12 protein-coding genes, 1 rRNA gene and 1 other RNA gene are annotated in these 13,998 nt (G+C 45.7%); 1 reads left to right on the top strand and 13 read right to left on the bottom strand.

Annotated elements, in window-relative coordinates:
- Positions 1 to 135: 135 nt before the first annotated feature.
- The 8 genes from ACQ4XT_RS05170 to tadA all read right to left on the bottom strand — a co-directional run bounded on the left by ACQ4XT_RS05170 (position 136) and on the right by tadA (position 6,321).
- A 16S ribosomal RNA gene (locus tag ACQ4XT_RS05170) occupies positions 136 to 1,700 on the bottom strand.
- Positions 1,701 to 2,143: 443 nt separating this feature from the next.
- Positions 2,144 to 2,407 (bottom strand): pro-sigmaK processing inhibitor BofA family protein, encoded by a 264-nt coding sequence (locus ACQ4XT_RS05175; RefSeq protein WP_446852739.1) that lies wholly within the window; start codon positions 2,405 to 2,407, stop codon positions 2,144 to 2,146.
- 71 nt (positions 2,408 to 2,478) lie between these two features.
- Positions 2,479 to 2,694: a YaaL family protein gene (locus ACQ4XT_RS05180; RefSeq protein ID WP_446852740.1), complete on the bottom strand. Its 216-nt coding sequence runs from the start codon at positions 2,692 to 2,694 to the stop codon at positions 2,479 to 2,481.
- A 15-nt stretch (positions 2,695 to 2,709) separates the two neighbouring features.
- A complete protein-coding gene (gene recR / locus ACQ4XT_RS05185) occupies positions 2,710 to 3,306 on the bottom strand; it encodes a recombination mediator RecR (RefSeq protein WP_146814432.1) in 597 nt (198 codons plus the stop codon).
- Positions 3,307 to 3,317: 11 nt separating this feature from the next.
- On the bottom strand, positions 3,318 to 3,635 hold the full coding sequence (locus ACQ4XT_RS05190) for a YbaB/EbfC family nucleoid-associated protein (protein WP_035507411.1): 318 nt from the start codon (positions 3,633 to 3,635) through the stop codon (positions 3,318 to 3,320).
- Positions 3,636 to 3,660: 25 nt separating this feature from the next.
- Positions 3,661 to 5,388: a DNA polymerase III subunit gamma/tau gene (gene dnaX, locus ACQ4XT_RS05195; protein ID WP_446852741.1), complete on the bottom strand. Its 1,728-nt coding sequence runs from the start codon at positions 5,386 to 5,388 to the stop codon at positions 3,661 to 3,663.
- A 134-nt stretch (positions 5,389 to 5,522) separates the two neighbouring features.
- An RNA gene (ffs, locus tag ACQ4XT_RS05200) (signal recognition particle sRNA large type) lies at positions 5,523 to 5,788 on the bottom strand.
- A gap of 50 nt (positions 5,789 to 5,838) precedes the next feature.
- Positions 5,839 to 6,321 carry a tRNA adenosine(34) deaminase TadA gene (tadA, locus tag ACQ4XT_RS05205; protein WP_446852742.1) on the bottom strand — a complete coding sequence of 161 codons (483 nt, stop codon included), beginning with the start codon at positions 6,319 to 6,321 and terminating at the stop codon, positions 5,839 to 5,841.
- 81 nt (positions 6,322 to 6,402) lie between these two features.
- Here tadA and ACQ4XT_RS05210 point away from each other — a divergent pair, with 81 nt between their 5' ends.
- Positions 6,403 to 7,689, top strand: coding sequence for a glycosyl hydrolase family 18 protein (locus ACQ4XT_RS05210; protein ID WP_446852743.1), 1,287 nt, complete (start codon positions 6,403 to 6,405; stop codon positions 7,687 to 7,689).
- 70 nt (positions 7,690 to 7,759) lie between these two features.
- Here ACQ4XT_RS05210 and ACQ4XT_RS05215 read toward each other — a convergent pair whose 3' ends face one another.
- The 5 genes from ACQ4XT_RS05215 to acsA all read right to left on the bottom strand — a co-directional run bounded on the left by ACQ4XT_RS05215 (position 7,760) and on the right by acsA (position 13,977).
- Complete coding sequence (locus ACQ4XT_RS05215) at positions 7,760 to 8,527, bottom strand: DUF3891 family protein (protein WP_446852744.1); 768 nt, start codon at positions 8,525 to 8,527, stop codon at positions 7,760 to 7,762.
- A gap of 315 nt (positions 8,528 to 8,842) precedes the next feature.
- Complete coding sequence (locus ACQ4XT_RS05220; RefSeq protein ID WP_446852745.1) at positions 8,843 to 9,355, bottom strand: type 1 glutamine amidotransferase domain-containing protein; 513 nt, start codon at positions 9,353 to 9,355, stop codon at positions 8,843 to 8,845.
- 94 nt (positions 9,356 to 9,449) lie between these two features.
- Positions 9,450 to 10,769, bottom strand: a complete 1,320-nt coding sequence (locus ACQ4XT_RS05225) for a lysine N(6)-hydroxylase/L-ornithine N(5)-oxygenase family protein (protein WP_446852746.1) — start codon at positions 10,767 to 10,769, stop codon at positions 9,450 to 9,452.
- A gap of 30 nt (positions 10,770 to 10,799) precedes the next feature.
- Positions 10,800 to 12,107, bottom strand: coding sequence for a purine/pyrimidine permease (locus ACQ4XT_RS05230; RefSeq protein ID WP_446852747.1), 1,308 nt, complete (start codon positions 12,105 to 12,107; stop codon positions 10,800 to 10,802).
- 160 nt (positions 12,108 to 12,267) lie between these two features.
- Positions 12,268 to 13,977, bottom strand: a complete 1,710-nt coding sequence (gene acsA, locus ACQ4XT_RS05235; RefSeq protein WP_446852748.1) for an acetate--CoA ligase — start codon at positions 13,975 to 13,977, stop codon at positions 12,268 to 12,270.
- Positions 13,978 to 13,998: the final 21 nt, after the last annotated feature.

The raw sequence follows: 13,998 nt of genomic DNA on the forward strand, positions 1-13,998 counted from the left end.
TGTCTTGTCATCAAATGTCTCATCGTTAGATGAAACAATGATTCCTTATCCAGTTTTCAAGGTTCACAAGTTGAAAGATCGTTTGATCTCTCAAAACTGAACAACCAACACAGTACGTTTCCGTAATATCCTTAGAAAGGAGGTGATCCAGCCGCACCTTCCGATACGGCTACCTTGTTACGACTTCACCCCAATCATTGGCCCCACCTTCGGCGGCTGGCTCCAAAAAGGTTACCTCACCGACTTCGGGTGTTGCCAACTCTCGTGGTGTGACGGGCGGTGTGTACAAGGCCCGGGAACGTATTCACCGCGGCATGCTGATCCGCGATTACTAGCGATTCCGGCTTCATGCAGGCGAGTTGCAGCCTGCAATCCGAACTGAGAATGGTTTTATGGGATTTGCTACACCTCGCGGCTTCGCTGCCCTTTGTACCATCCATTGTAGCACGTGTGTAGCCCAGGTCATAAGGGGCATGATGATTTGACGTCATCCCCGCCTTCCTCCGGTTTGTCACCGGCAGTCACCTTAGAGTGCCCAACTGAATGCTGGCAACTAAGATTAGGGGTTGCGCTCGTTGCGGGACTTAACCCAACATCTCACGACACGAGCTGACGACAACCATGCACCACCTGTCACTTGGTCCCCGAAGGGAAAGCCCTATCTCTAGGGTTGTCCAAGGATGTCAAGACCTGGTAAGGTTCTTCGCGTTGCTTCGAATTAAACCACATGCTCCACCGCTTGTGCGGGCCCCCGTCAATTCCTTTGAGTTTCAGCCTTGCGGCCGTACTCCCCAGGCGGAGTGCTTAATGCGTTAACTTCAGCACTAAGGGGTGGAAGCCCCCTAACACCTAGCACTCATCGTTTACGGCGTGGACTACCAGGGTATCTAATCCTGTTTGCTACCCACGCTTTCGCACCTCAGCGTCAGAAACAGACCAGAGAGTCGCCTTCGCCACTGGTGTTCCTCCACATATCTACGCATTTCACCGCTACACGTGGAATTCCACTCTCCTCTTCTGTCCTCAAGTTCCCCAGTTTCCAATGACCCTCCACGGTTGAGCCGTGGGCTTTCACATCAGACTTAAGGAACCGCCTGCGCGCGCTTTACGCCCAATAATTCCGGACAACGCTTGCCCCCTACGTATTACCGCGGCTGCTGGCACGTAGTTAGCCGGGGCTTCCTCGTTAGGTACCGTCAAGGTACCGCCCTGTTCGAACGGTACTTGTTCTTCCCTAACAACAGAACTTTACGATCCGAAGACCTTCATCGTTCACGCGGCGTTGCTCCGTCAGACTTTCGTCCATTGCGGAAGATTCCCTACTGCTGCCTCCCGTAGGAGTCTGGGCCGTGTCTCAGTCCCAGTGTGGCCGATCACCCTCTCAGGTCGGCTACGCATCGTCGCCTTGGTGAGCCGTTACCTCACCAACTAGCTAATGCGCCGCGGGCCCATCTGTAAGTGATAGCGAGAAGCCATCTTTCAACTTTCCTTCATGCGAAAGAAAGTATTACCCGGCATTAGCCCCGGTTTCCCGGGGTTATTCCGATCTTACAGGCAGGTTGCCCACGTGTTACTCACCCGTCCGCCGCTCGTTCCACGAGCTTCACCCCGAAGGGATCCACTCGCTTCCCGCGCTCGACTTGCATGTATTAGGCACGCCGCCAGCGTTCGTCCTGAGCCAGGATCAAACTCTCCATAAAAGTTAAGTTTGACTTGCTCATTTGCACACCGAATGTGCTTGTTTCAAATCTCTTCTATAAAGAAGAAATGTTTTGACGTACTGGTTGGTTCGTTCAGTTTTCAAAGATCAAATGTTTTGTTTGCCGCTTCAAAACAGCGACTTAATTAATATATCATGTGTAGTTGTTTTCGTCAACAACTTTTTATGATTTATTTTGTTAAGCCGTTTGCGGCTTGCCGCTCTCTTAACGCGACAAGTAATAATATATCATGGGATTTCAGATGACGCAATAGGTTTTTATAAAAAAGATTTATATTTTCATAGAATGTTTCTTTTATTGAAGAATTCCCATTCATAAAGAAGATTCTTAAGCTTGCCAGACGTTAAATCTTATAATAAGGAAAGGTTTAATAAAAAAGGGTCTGCCGCAAAACAAAAAGGCGAAGCATAAGAGCTTCCCCTTTAGATGACCCAAAAATGAATCGCTGTTAATGACAATACTCCAGGAACCCCCAGTACAGCTGATACGATTGCCGTAAAACCATTGATCGGAACGTGCAACCCGAATTGGGCACCGAACAGGTTTACAAAAAACAATAGAATGACAGCTACAATCAGCCGGGTCATCACCTGCCCAACAACCTTCAACGGCTTGGCCGGCATGCCTATAATGAGTAATAACGGGATAGCCAGTCCTAATAAAAGAATGACGAGTACCGGATCCATAAAAAACCCCCTTGTCCAACAAACTGTTCTATCAACAGTCTATGCTCGTAGACAAGAGGGTAGTACATCAATTAAGACAACGCATTGATTCCTCTGAATCTTGCTTCTCTTAATAGGTAGAAATACTTTGCTTTGACGACCGCTAAATCATTTAAGCCTTCGTCGCTCGGTTCGATGCTTTGTTCAATGATCGTGTTTAAAGTTTCCCACTCCCGCTTCAACTCTTTAATATGAAGGAGGAGTTCTCGATCCATGTCTTTTTTCACTGTTTTCTTTTTGCCAAACAAACCTTCTCCCCCCTCCTAAAGTTCTCTTCGTCCTTCAAGAGCTTTGGACAGGGTCACTTCGTCTGCGTATTCAAGATCGCCCCCGACCGGAAGACCATGAGCGATTCTCGTCATGCGAATACCAGAAGGTTTCACGAGACGAGAAATATACATCGCTGTCGCTTCCCCTTCAATGTTTGGGTTTGTTGCGAGAATCAATTCCTCAATTCCCTCATCCTTCAACCGGTTAATCAGGCTTGCTACGTTAATATCTTCTGGACCGATGCCATCCATAGGTGAAATAGCTCCGTGAAGCACGTGATATTTCCCGCTGAATTCTTTCATTTTTTCCATTGCGATGACATCCTTTGGATCCTGAACGACACAAATCAATGTTTGATCTCTCGATTCATCCTGACAGATGGAGCAAGGGTCCTGGTCTGTAATGTGCCCGCAAATGGAACAATGAGTGAGTTCCCTTTTGGCATTGACCAGTGATTTGGCAAAATCGAGGACATCATCCTCTTCCATTTCTAAAACGAAAAAAGCCAGGCGAACAGCCGTCTTCGGTCCGATTCCTGGCAGTTTCGTAAAACTGTCGATCAGTTTTGATATAGGTTCCGGGTAATACATGAAAATTCCTCCTAGAACATTCCTCCAGGCATACCTTTCGTGAATTGTCCCATAGTATCATTCGTTTTATCATCTACTTGCTTCAATACGTCATTTGTAGCTGTAATGATCAAGTCCTGTAACATTTCTACATCATCTGGATCTACGACCTCTTCATCAATAGCCACGTCAGTGATTTCTTTCTTGCCGTTCGCGGTCACTTTTACCATACCGCCACCTGCAGAAGATTCAAATGTCATTTCATAAAGCTCTTCTTGAGCCTTCATCATTTTCTTCTGCATTTTTTGCATTTGTTTCATCATGTTATTCATGTTTCCTCCACCACGCATGGAGCATTCCTCCTTTAAATAGCTGTTAATCTTGAACTTCTATTAAATCATCTCCGACTAGCTTTCGGGCTTCTGAAACTAAAGGATCCTCTTCACCTGCTTGGGATGAAGATGTTTCACTTTTTTCCCCTTCTACTCCAGAGCCTCCGTCAGGTGATTGTTTCTGTTTCCGGACGTATTCTTCCCTGATTTCCTGCCAATTCTGTTCAGGAATTGGAATGATCGTCAACGGTTTCCCAATGAATTCCGTCAGCAATGGCTCAATGGTCTTCTGGTGTTCCGATGCCAAGGAACAATGGATATCATACCGGAAAGCAAGCACCAGCGCTTTCGACGAGGCAGCTCTCGGCTTACTATTCAAAAGCGTTGCATGGGCCGGAGCGTTCGTCCGCTTCAAAGCTTCCATGAAGTCCGCCCAGCGTCCCTGAACATTCTTAATGTCTTCCTTGGACGCTTCATTCAACACTTGGCGAATACGTTCATAAGGAACATTATACCCTTTTTTCCCGGATTTTGCAGGGGCTCGCTTTTTCGGGGCCGACTGTGGCTGTGCCGTTGCGCTGATCCCTTTTTCTTTCAGGGCGGCAAGCTCTTTTTCAAGACCTTCAAGCTTTCTTGTCAGCTGATCCACAGCTTCTGATTGGACCGGCTGTCCCTGGGCAGGTCCCGCCTGAACTTCCACCATATTAAGTATGGCGATTTCTATGAAAACTTTAGGGCTCGTCGTCCATTTCATTTCCTGCTGGCAACGGTTCAGCTCGCGGATCGCCTGCTGAATCCATACCGGCGACAATTCGACGGATAAACTTTTGAAAGCTTCATCAGGAATCGCTCTTTCCAAGTTATGCTCAAGGTCTGGAGCACTCTGGAATAAGAGCAGATCCCTCAAGTAATAGATAAGATCGAAAACAAAGCGGCCTGGGTCTTTTCCTTGTTGGATCAACTCATCCACCGCTTCCAGAGCTGCGCTTGCATCCTGGTTGTGAAGCGACTGCAAAACCGCTGTTAATTTACTTTGAGAAACGGAACCCGTCACCGCGAGAACGTCTTCAATCGTCACTTCATCTTCACTGTAGGAAATCGCCTGGTCAAGTAGACTCAGAGCATCACGCATTCCACCTTCTGCTGTGAGGGCTACAATCTCAAGCGCTTCTCTTGCAATGGCGATTTCTTCAACCGATGTGATTTTTTCCATTCGTTCAACCATCGCTTTTTGCGAAATGCGCTTAAAATCGAATCGTTGACATCTAGATATGATCGTCAATGGAATTTTATGAGGCTCCGTTGTTGCCAGTATGAAAATGACATGCTTTGGAGGTTCCTCTAATGTTTTCAATAAGGCGTTAAAAGCCCCCATGGAAAGCATATGAACCTCATCAATGATATACACTTTGTAAGGCACCGCACTAGGAGCATACTTCACCTTGTCCCGGATTTCCCTGATTTGCTCGACGCCATTGTTTGAAGCGGCATCAATTTCAATGACATCTGAGATCGATCCATCCTGAATACCCAGGCAAGCATCACACTCATTACACGGTTCCTTCACAGGGGAACGCTCGCAGTTGACGGCTTTTGCGAAAATTTTGGCAGCACTCGTTTTCCCTGTCCCCCTCGGTCCAGAGAATAAATACGCATGCGAAAATTTATTCTGCTCAATCGCATTCTGCAGTGTCCGTGTAATATGCGTTTGTCCGACGACTCCTTCAAAATTCCGCGGCCGCCATACGCGATATAAAGCCTGATAGCTCATAAAACCGTTCTCCCTTAATAGTCTCTTCCTCATTATACCTGATTCAAGGTTGTGATGTGAACCTTCGAAAATAGGTATAAAAAAGAGCTGTTATGAATGGATCATAACAGCTCTTTGTGTTTACTTATGTAATGCCGTGCACCCATCTTCGATGATGTGGCCCTAAGCGTTACTTATGGTTGTGGCTCGACCCAGGCACTCCCACGGCACACGGGAGAGACAGCTTACTGCTGCTTCCTTCCGGACCTGACAGGATTCACTGATTCCCGTTGCGCAGGACCTGGGTGTCAACACCACTCACATAAGGCAGACCTTAAGGCCGCACCACCTCGGATGGGGATTCGGCCTCGCTATAGCGGATTGCGAGTACAGGGCACCGCTACCTCCCCGCTTAGCACGGCATAAACAAGTATAGCGAGTTTTGGAGAAAAATGCAATGATAAAACACTGTCAATTATTAGTCGACGGTTTGTTTTTCTTGCGCTCACGCAGATGACGGAAGAAATCCGTTAATATTTTTCCACATCTTTCTTCCATAACTCCCGGCAGAACTTCTGATTTATGATTGAAGCGATTGTCGTCCAATAGGTTAAGAAGCGTCCCTGCACAACCTGCTTTCGGATCCTTAGCACCATAAACCACCCTTGGAATTCTCGATTGTAAGATTGCCCCTGCACACATTGGACAAGGCTCTAACGTGACATACAACGTACATTCCTCAAGCCTCCAGCTTCCTACTTGCTGGTTCGCCCTTTCAATCGCAATAAATTCAGCGTGGGACGATGCCAACTGGGATGTTTCTCTCTGATTGTATCCTGTGGCGATTACTTCCCCATCTTTTACGATGACAGCACCAATCGGAACTTCCCCTTCCGACTCTGCTTTTTCCGCTTCTTCTAACGCCAGTTTCATATAATGTTCATCGCCAAGCATGATGATCCTCCTGTGATTTTCAAGAATAATTCCGTTTTCCTCTCTCATACATTATTAAAGATGAGAAAGGAGCGAATCCATATGCAAATCCACGTCGTCCAAGAAGGAGATTCGGTATTCTCCATTGCTGGTCTCTACGATAGTACGCCAAACGCCATTATCGAGGCAAATGAGTTGGAGACCCCGGGAGACCTTGTCATCGGTCAGGCTCTGGTCATACCGATTGTCGGCCAATTTTATTTTGTCCAGCAAGGGGACAGCTTATATTCCATTGCTCAAAAGTTCAATACCTCGGCAGAAAAGCTTGCTCAGGTAAACGGCCTTCAAGTCGGAGCCCCTCTTTCTGTTGGTTTACGTCTTTACATCCCAGATGAGCCACCGAGGCCCATTACAGCGAATGCTTATATTGAGCCCTACGGCGGGGAAGTGTCTGACACGCTTCGCGCTTCTGCTGAAAACAGGGCGGGATCACTGACCTACCTGGCTCCATTCAGTTATGAGATTCAAGAAGACGCCTCGTTGAAGGCACCGCCGCTTGATAATTTCAAAGAGATTGCTCAACAAAATGATACAGCTCTTATGATGGTCGTCACAAACCTGGCGGAAGATGGATTCAATGCTGAACTAGGCAGGAAAATTCTTTCCGATGAAGCCCTGCAGGATAAACTGCTCGACAATATCATTCAAACGACCAAACAAGTAGGGTTTAAGGACGTCCACTTTGATATGGAATTCCTCCCTCCTGAAATGAAAGAGAACTATAACCAGTTTCTAAGAAAAGCGAAGCAGCGATTGGCAGCGGAAGGCTTACTCATTTCCACAGCCCTGGCTCCTAAAACAAGTGCCGACCAAAAAGGAGCCTGGTACGAAGCCCATGACTACAAGGCCCATGGGGAAATTGTAGACTTCGTTGTATTAATGACTTATGAATGGGGGTACAGCGGCGGTCCTCCACGTGCCGTATCTCCAATCGGTCCTGTCACAGAAGTGGTCGATTATGCGTTGACTGAGATGCCAGCAGAAAAGATTCTTCTCGGTCAAAATTTATATGGCTATGACTGGACTCTTCCTTATGAGCCAGGTGGAGAGTTTGCAAAGGCAATCAGTCCACAGCAAGCCATTCAAATTGCGAGAGAGAACAATGTCCCGATTTCCTATGATCAGGAAGAACAGGCTCCTTACTTCACTTATACTGATAACGCCGGAAAGAAACACGAAGTATGGTTTGAAGATGCCCGATCGATTCAACAAAAGTTCGACTTGATCAAAAATCGCGGCCTTCTTGGCATCAGCTATTGGAAACTTGGACTTTCCTTTCCTCAAAACTGGGTGTTGCTTGATGGGCAATTCAGTATTGATAAGAAATAGAGAGATCCTTGCCTGCGAACGATCAGGCGAAACCTCAAACAGTCACTTACACCTGCGGAAACGTAAGTGACTATTCTTTTTTGACAAAAGTAACGACGTGCGTTTGAACCTCTGTATCATGAAACGCTTGAGATAGACCTTTTTCTTCTATTTCCCTTTTTGATACTGGTCGGTAAGGAACCTCTATGCTGAACGGTTTTTCAAATGGAAAAGGGTGAACGGAAACATTCTCATGATCCACCCAGCGAGCGATCATGCCAGCAGGAGCGAAATCAAAAGACTGCCTGAACCCGTTTTTGAACCATGGAACTTCTTCTTCCTTAGGTGTGCCAGGTTCCTGCATGCATACATAAAGGGACAAATCATCACAAAATTGCAGCCTGCGAAAATGAAGGTCATAGATATCATAGGGAATGTCCATTTCCATGGATTCGAAAAGATCCTGCTGACGTGTTTTTTCTTCAGCTAAAAACGCCTGTACAGCTGGATTCTTGTCATCTTTAGAAAAGAACGATGCGTAGTGCATACTGCAGAGCATACCAGCATACAAGGAGCGGTCGGCTACCTCTTCGATCCCACGCTGGTAGGCCTGCAGTTTTTTCTCTAACGGATAATCGACGAACGTATAAGGACGCTGCTTTTCTTCATTCCATTCAGGATGATCATCCAGTGGAATCCAGGCTCTGTCGTGCTGCTGAATCGCCCAATCTGCTTCTTCTCTCAATTTTGAGCGCAATAAGAAATTATTTTTCCAATGAGCGACGATTTGGGCTGAAATCTTGGCATGCTCATGCTGAGGAATCATATGAAAATGTTGTTCTTTCTCAATGACAATCATCGTTTGGTCCTCCTCCTTCAATACGTATGCATGTATGTAATATAGAACGATCTATGATCTTCCTTTCATTATATAGGAACTTTCTTCTCCTCTCTACAATAGCAGGTTACAAAATTGGTACTGTTTTGGTAATTCTTTTTCAACAATATGGCAGGATTGTGGAAGACTAAGTTTCGAAATGTTTCGGGATTCGTTTGCCTTGTTAAGCGTTAGGGATGGTGCCTTTCACAATCGGGAGCTTATCTGAACAAGGCAGGAGTTAGGAAGAAGAAAAAGGCCATGGGGGAGAAGTTCCCTCATGGCCTTACTTTCTATTTATTTCAGGAGTTTTAATGCTTCGCGGTTGAAGGCTGGAATATCATCGGGCTGGCGGCTTGTGACCAGCTGATTCTGACAAACAACCACTTCTTTATCCTCATAGTTGACGCCTGCATATTCCATATCAACGGAAATGGATTTGAACCCGGTTGCTGTCCGTCCTTCGAGGGTTTTAGCCGTGATCAATAGTTGTGGACCATGGCAGATGGCGAATACAGGTTTCTTTTCATCCATAAAATGTTTCGCAAAGGAAACGAATTTCTCATCACCACGCAAAATATCAGGTGAAAAACCACCAGGGATAAACAATGCATCAAAGTCTTGCGGTTTAACGTCATCGATGGATGTATCAATTTTAACGGACGCTTCCCCTTGTTTTCCTTCTACTTCTTTGCCTGCTTCCCATTCAATGGTCGTTACTTCGTGGCCATCATTTGAGAACGCTTCTGCCGGTTGTGTATATTCTACATCTTCAAACATGGAAGTCATGACACAAGCAATCTTACTCATATCTAAATCATCTCCTTGAATGTATGGGTTGAATTTAAACACATAGGATATCTTCCCCCAGGAGATGATTTTAAACCACTTTTCCACTTTATGGTTATTGGAAGTCTTTCATGGAAAACTGCTGGAAGGTTGTATCCGATTGGTTTCGGTACACCTCCCGCCCTGCAATCATGTTAATAATATGAACATTCCGATGTACGGATAATCCTAAGTTCGTAGCTCCTGCTCCATGTGAGTGGACGAGGTCGATCAACGTAAAGAAATGATGGTTACGATCATCGTTGAAGATAAGCTGATAATCGCGTGATACTTTATACATCCCTTCCTCTTCCCACTCGATTTTTTCTTTGAAACGGGTCATGAACCAGTCAGGAAAATGAGGTTTATACCCTGTGGCGAGCACCACTTTTTCCGTTGGATACTTATACTCGACTTCTTCCTGCCACTGATTACAGTTTAAGTAATATCCGTCTTCCTTCGCCTCAATCCCTGTAATTTCAGTCATCGGTTGAATAAGGACACGACTATTCTTCATACCGGCTGTTCTATGGTAAAGCTTCGAATACAACCTCGTGAGTGTATCAGGATCGATCCCTTTCCGAAGCGGTCCGAGCGTATCGAGAGCATCTTTACGTTGTTGGAGACTCAGGGCATGAAAGTAATCAACGAATTCCGGTGTAAACATTTCTTGAGCAAACTTAGCTGTATCCAATTGAAAAAGCCCACCAGATCTTGTGAGGAGGCTCAATTTCATATCTGACTGTCTGTCCTGCTCTTCTAATAAATCAAGAAAAACCTCCAAAGCACTCTGCCCCGAGCCGACGATAGTCACATGTTTTGATTTCAGTAAATGATCTTTTTCGAAAAGATAGCGGCTCGTATGCATCACGTCTTCGTTCGGTAATCGGTCCATACCATCCAAAATCAACGGTTCGCTTCCAGTCCCCATGACAATATGTTTGGCTTGGTAATATTTTTCCTCACCCGTTGCTGTTTCTTTGACAACCACTTCATAATGGGGAACAGTCGCGTCTTTTTGGTCCATCACATCAACGACGGTATGACCGAAAAACAGACCATCCAGCTGCTTGGCTACCCACTGCATGTAGTGATTGTATTCTTGCCGCGGAATTTCAAAATGACGATGGAAGAAGAAAGGGAACATCCGGTCATGCTCGTGCAAGTAATTCATAAAGGTATAAGGACTTTTCGGGTCCGCGAACGAGACCAGGTCCGCCAAAAAAGGGACCTGTAGATCCATCGTTTCAATAAGCATGCCTGGATGCCATACAAACTCAGGGGTCTTGTCAAAAAAGACAGCATCCAAGTCTTCGGTTTGATCAAGCAATGCGGCCATTCCTAAATTATAGGGACCGATTCCGATCCCGATCACATCATATATTTTATTTTCCATTCCATCACTTCCTTGTACCATCAATTTTCCCTATGAGGACGTGTTTGATTCTTTCCAGAGACGGTCAAGAACAATGACGAGTACAGTCCCGACCAGCAATCCATTACTCAGTAAGTTTTGTAAAACCGCAGGAACACCACTGAAAGCTTCTGCCGGAATGAACATGAGTCCAATTCCCAATAAGAAAGACAGACCTAAAATGGTAAGTCTCCGTTCATCCAGCGTTTCACTCGTCATGTTAGATATTCCAAGTCCCATCAATTGGACAAAAGTTGCGAGCAAAGCGGCGTTAGCTACCGGTGCGGGAATTCCAGAAATAAACGCCACCACCGGTGGGAAGAACGAAAATAACACTAATAATAAAGAAGCATACAAAAAAGGCCACTTCCTTTTCTGCCCCGTCAATTGCATAAAACCAGAAGATGAGGCAAGCGAAACATTAGCCACTGCAGAAAAAATGGATGTAATACCGTGGTTGATCCCTAGAAAACTACTTCCTTTATTAACCTGATCATATGTATATTTTGGTTTTCCATAAACAGTATGACTGACCGCAATAATGGAGGCCACCAAATTCGACAATAAGATCACAGCGGTAATAAATCCTAAAGGGAGCGTTCCCCACGTCAGTTGAGGCGGGCCCCAGGCAAAAATTTCAGGTAATGAAAAAGCTGAAGTTCCACCTGTTTCACTGGCATCTCCATTGAATGTCATGGCATACAATACCCATCCGAAACCAATTCCAATCAAAACAGCGAAACTTTTTAACCATCCTTTTCCCATAACCGATAAACCGATCACAAGCGCAAGCGTAACAAAAGCAACGAGCGCCTGTTTTCCATCGACTGCTTCTGTCGACTTCTGGATGCCTAACATTCCCTGAAGAAATGTTCCACTCAATTGAACGGTCAGTAAAAATAAAAAAGCACCTGTAACAAGTGGTGTGAACACAAAAAGCACCCGGTGCGATAAACGTAATACACCAAACAGGAACAGAAAAATCCCCGTCCATATCATCGTCCCTTGGAGAACTTGTAACGTTTCCATATAACTATTGCCGGACTGTGCTCCACTATAAGCCATCACAGCAAAAATACTGATCCAAAGGCCGGCGGGTCCTTCCATGATTGGAAGACGGTGTCCTAAAACGCCCTGTAGGAAGGAAGCGATGCCGACAACAAAAAATGTCCGTTGCATCAAGCCTGCTACTTCATTGAAATTCAATTCAAAAATAGAACCAATGACAATGGGCAGAGCAACTGCACTCGCCAACAGAAATACGAACCATTGAACGGTCTCTAAAGAGCCGTCCAAAAACCGTGTAGATCCTTCTTTCATCATTGTGCCACCTGCAATCTATGTAATATCTCTCCATATCTTACCATAGGGTACATGAAAATTATGTGGCTCACGCTTGTTGGTCGTTCCACGTGAAACAACTTCCAAACGAGTACCAAAAAATAAAAAGCACAACCCTGAAGGGGCTGTGCTTACGTTATTACTCTTCAAGAGTAGAAGTGTCGCCGGTCGGTAATCCAAGCTCCCAAGATTTCAGGAGACGTCTCATGATCTTACCACTACGTGTTTTAGGAATCGTATCCTTAATTTCGATTTCCCTTGGAGCGGCATGAGCACTCAATCCTTTTTTGACGAACTGACGGATGTCTTCAAGCAGTTCATCAGATTGTTCATGACCTTCTCTTAAAGTGATGAACGCTTTAATGATTTCCCCGCGCTCAGGGTCCGGTTTCCCGATGACTCCCGCTTCTGCTACCGCTTCGTGTTCAATCAACTTACTTTCCACTTCAAATGGACCGACACGTTCCCCGGAAGTGTTGATGACATCATCAAGACGTCCCTGGAACCAGAAATAACCATCTTCGTCCTGGTAAGCACTGTCTCCAGAAACGTACCAGCCATTCAAGAAGTAACTTTCATATTTCCCTGGATTCTTCCATACCGCACGCATCATGGAAGGCCAGCCCTGTTTGATCGCAAGGTTCCCCATTTGATTGGCAGGGAGTTCATTTCCTTCATTGTCGACGATGGCAGCTTCAATTCCAGGGAACGGTTTACCCATGGAACCCGGTCGCATATCCATCGCAGGATAATTACAAATCAACATACCCCCAGTTTCCGTCATCCACCATGTATCATGGATACGCAAATCAAAGGCCGAAAGCCCCCATGTCACAACTTCAGGGTTCAACGGTTCTCCTACACTTAACACATGGCGAAGGGAAGAGAGGTCATGCTTTTTCGCCACGTCTTCCCCAGCACTCAATAGTTTACGGAAAGCAGTCGGAGCGGAATACCAGACGGAAACATCTTTCTCTGCAATCGTTCCATACCAATCATCAGGACTGAATCGTCCACCACGAATGACATTCGTCACCCCATTTAACCACGGAGCAAAGATTCCGTAGCTTGTCCCTGTTACCCAGCCTGGGTCTGCAGTACACCAGTACACATCGTCTTCTTTAAGATCCAGGACCCATTTACCTGTTTGGTAATGTTGAAGCATAGCATTGTGGACATGGTAGACGCCTTTTGGCTTACCTGTTGAACCAGACGTATAGTGAAGGAGCATCCCGTCTTCAAGGTCTACCCACTCGATATCAAATTCATCCGAAGCTTTCTCCATTTCTTCATCATAAGAAATGTAGTTGCCTGGTGCATCGCCGCCGACAAGTACGACCTGCTTCAAGTTCGGAAGCTCATCCGCCGGCACACGCTCAAGCAATTCAGGCGTCGTAATGAGCATCGTCGCTTCACTGTCTTCCAAGCGATCTCGTACGGCTTGTTCCATAAATGCTTCAAACAGCGGTCCAGCAATCGCTCCTACCTTAAGAATACCAAGGAATGTGGCATAAAACTCAGGGCTTCTCGGCATGAAAAGAAAAACACGATCGCCCTTTTCTATATTATGTTTTTTCAGTACATTTGCGAACTGATTACTTTTAAGCTTCAAATCTTCAAAAGTAAGGGTCTCTTCTCTATCCGGTGCAGAGTAGATCAGAGCTGCCTGATCTTTCTTATCAGGATTTTCTGCATGGCGATCGACGGCTTCATAGGCAATGTTTACTTTGCCTGTCTCGTTCCATGAGAACTGCTTTTTCACTTCTTCCCACTGGAAATCCTCATACGCTTCTTTGTAGTTTTCCATGTTGTGATTGCCTGATCGAGCTGGAATTGGTTTCATGTCCATATTCATCATCACCTCATAAGA

The sequence above is a fragment of the Halobacillus sp. 12SKB genome, assembly GCF_052941655.1.

Excerpts from the sequence above, each read along its gene's own strand:
- ACQ4XT_RS05215 (WP_446852744.1), bottom strand. The coding sequence starts at position 8,527 with ATGATTGTCATTGAGAAAGAACAACATTTTCATATGATTCCTCAGCAT.
- recR (WP_146814432.1), bottom strand. The coding sequence starts at position 3,306 with ATGTATTACCCGGAACCTATATCAAAACTGATCGACAGTTTTACGAAA.
- tadA (WP_446852742.1), bottom strand. The coding sequence starts at position 6,321 with ATGCTTGGCGATGAACATTATATGAAACTGGCGTTAGAAGAAGCGGAA.
- dnaX (WP_446852741.1), bottom strand. The coding sequence starts at position 5,388 with ATGAGCTATCAGGCTTTATATCGCGTATGGCGGCCGCGGAATTTTGAA.
- ACQ4XT_RS05230 (WP_446852747.1), bottom strand. The coding sequence starts at position 12,107 with ATGAAAGAAGGATCTACACGGTTTTTGGACGGCTCTTTAGAGACCGTT.
- ACQ4XT_RS05210 (WP_446852743.1), top strand. The coding sequence starts at position 6,403 with ATGCAAATCCACGTCGTCCAAGAAGGAGATTCGGTATTCTCCATTGCT.
- ACQ4XT_RS05220 (WP_446852745.1), bottom strand. The coding sequence starts at position 9,355 with ATGAGTAAGATTGCTTGTGTCATGACTTCCATGTTTGAAGATGTAGAA.
- ACQ4XT_RS05225 (WP_446852746.1), bottom strand. The coding sequence starts at position 10,769 with ATGGAAAATAAAATATATGATGTGATCGGGATCGGAATCGGTCCCTAT.
- acsA (WP_446852748.1), bottom strand. The coding sequence starts at position 13,977 with ATGGACATGAAACCAATTCCAGCTCGATCAGGCAATCACAACATGGAA.
- ACQ4XT_RS05190 (WP_035507411.1), bottom strand. The coding sequence starts at position 3,635 with ATGCGTGGTGGAGGAAACATGAATAACATGATGAAACAAATGCAAAAA.
- ACQ4XT_RS05175 (WP_446852739.1), bottom strand. The coding sequence starts at position 2,407 with ATGGATCCGGTACTCGTCATTCTTTTATTAGGACTGGCTATCCCGTTA.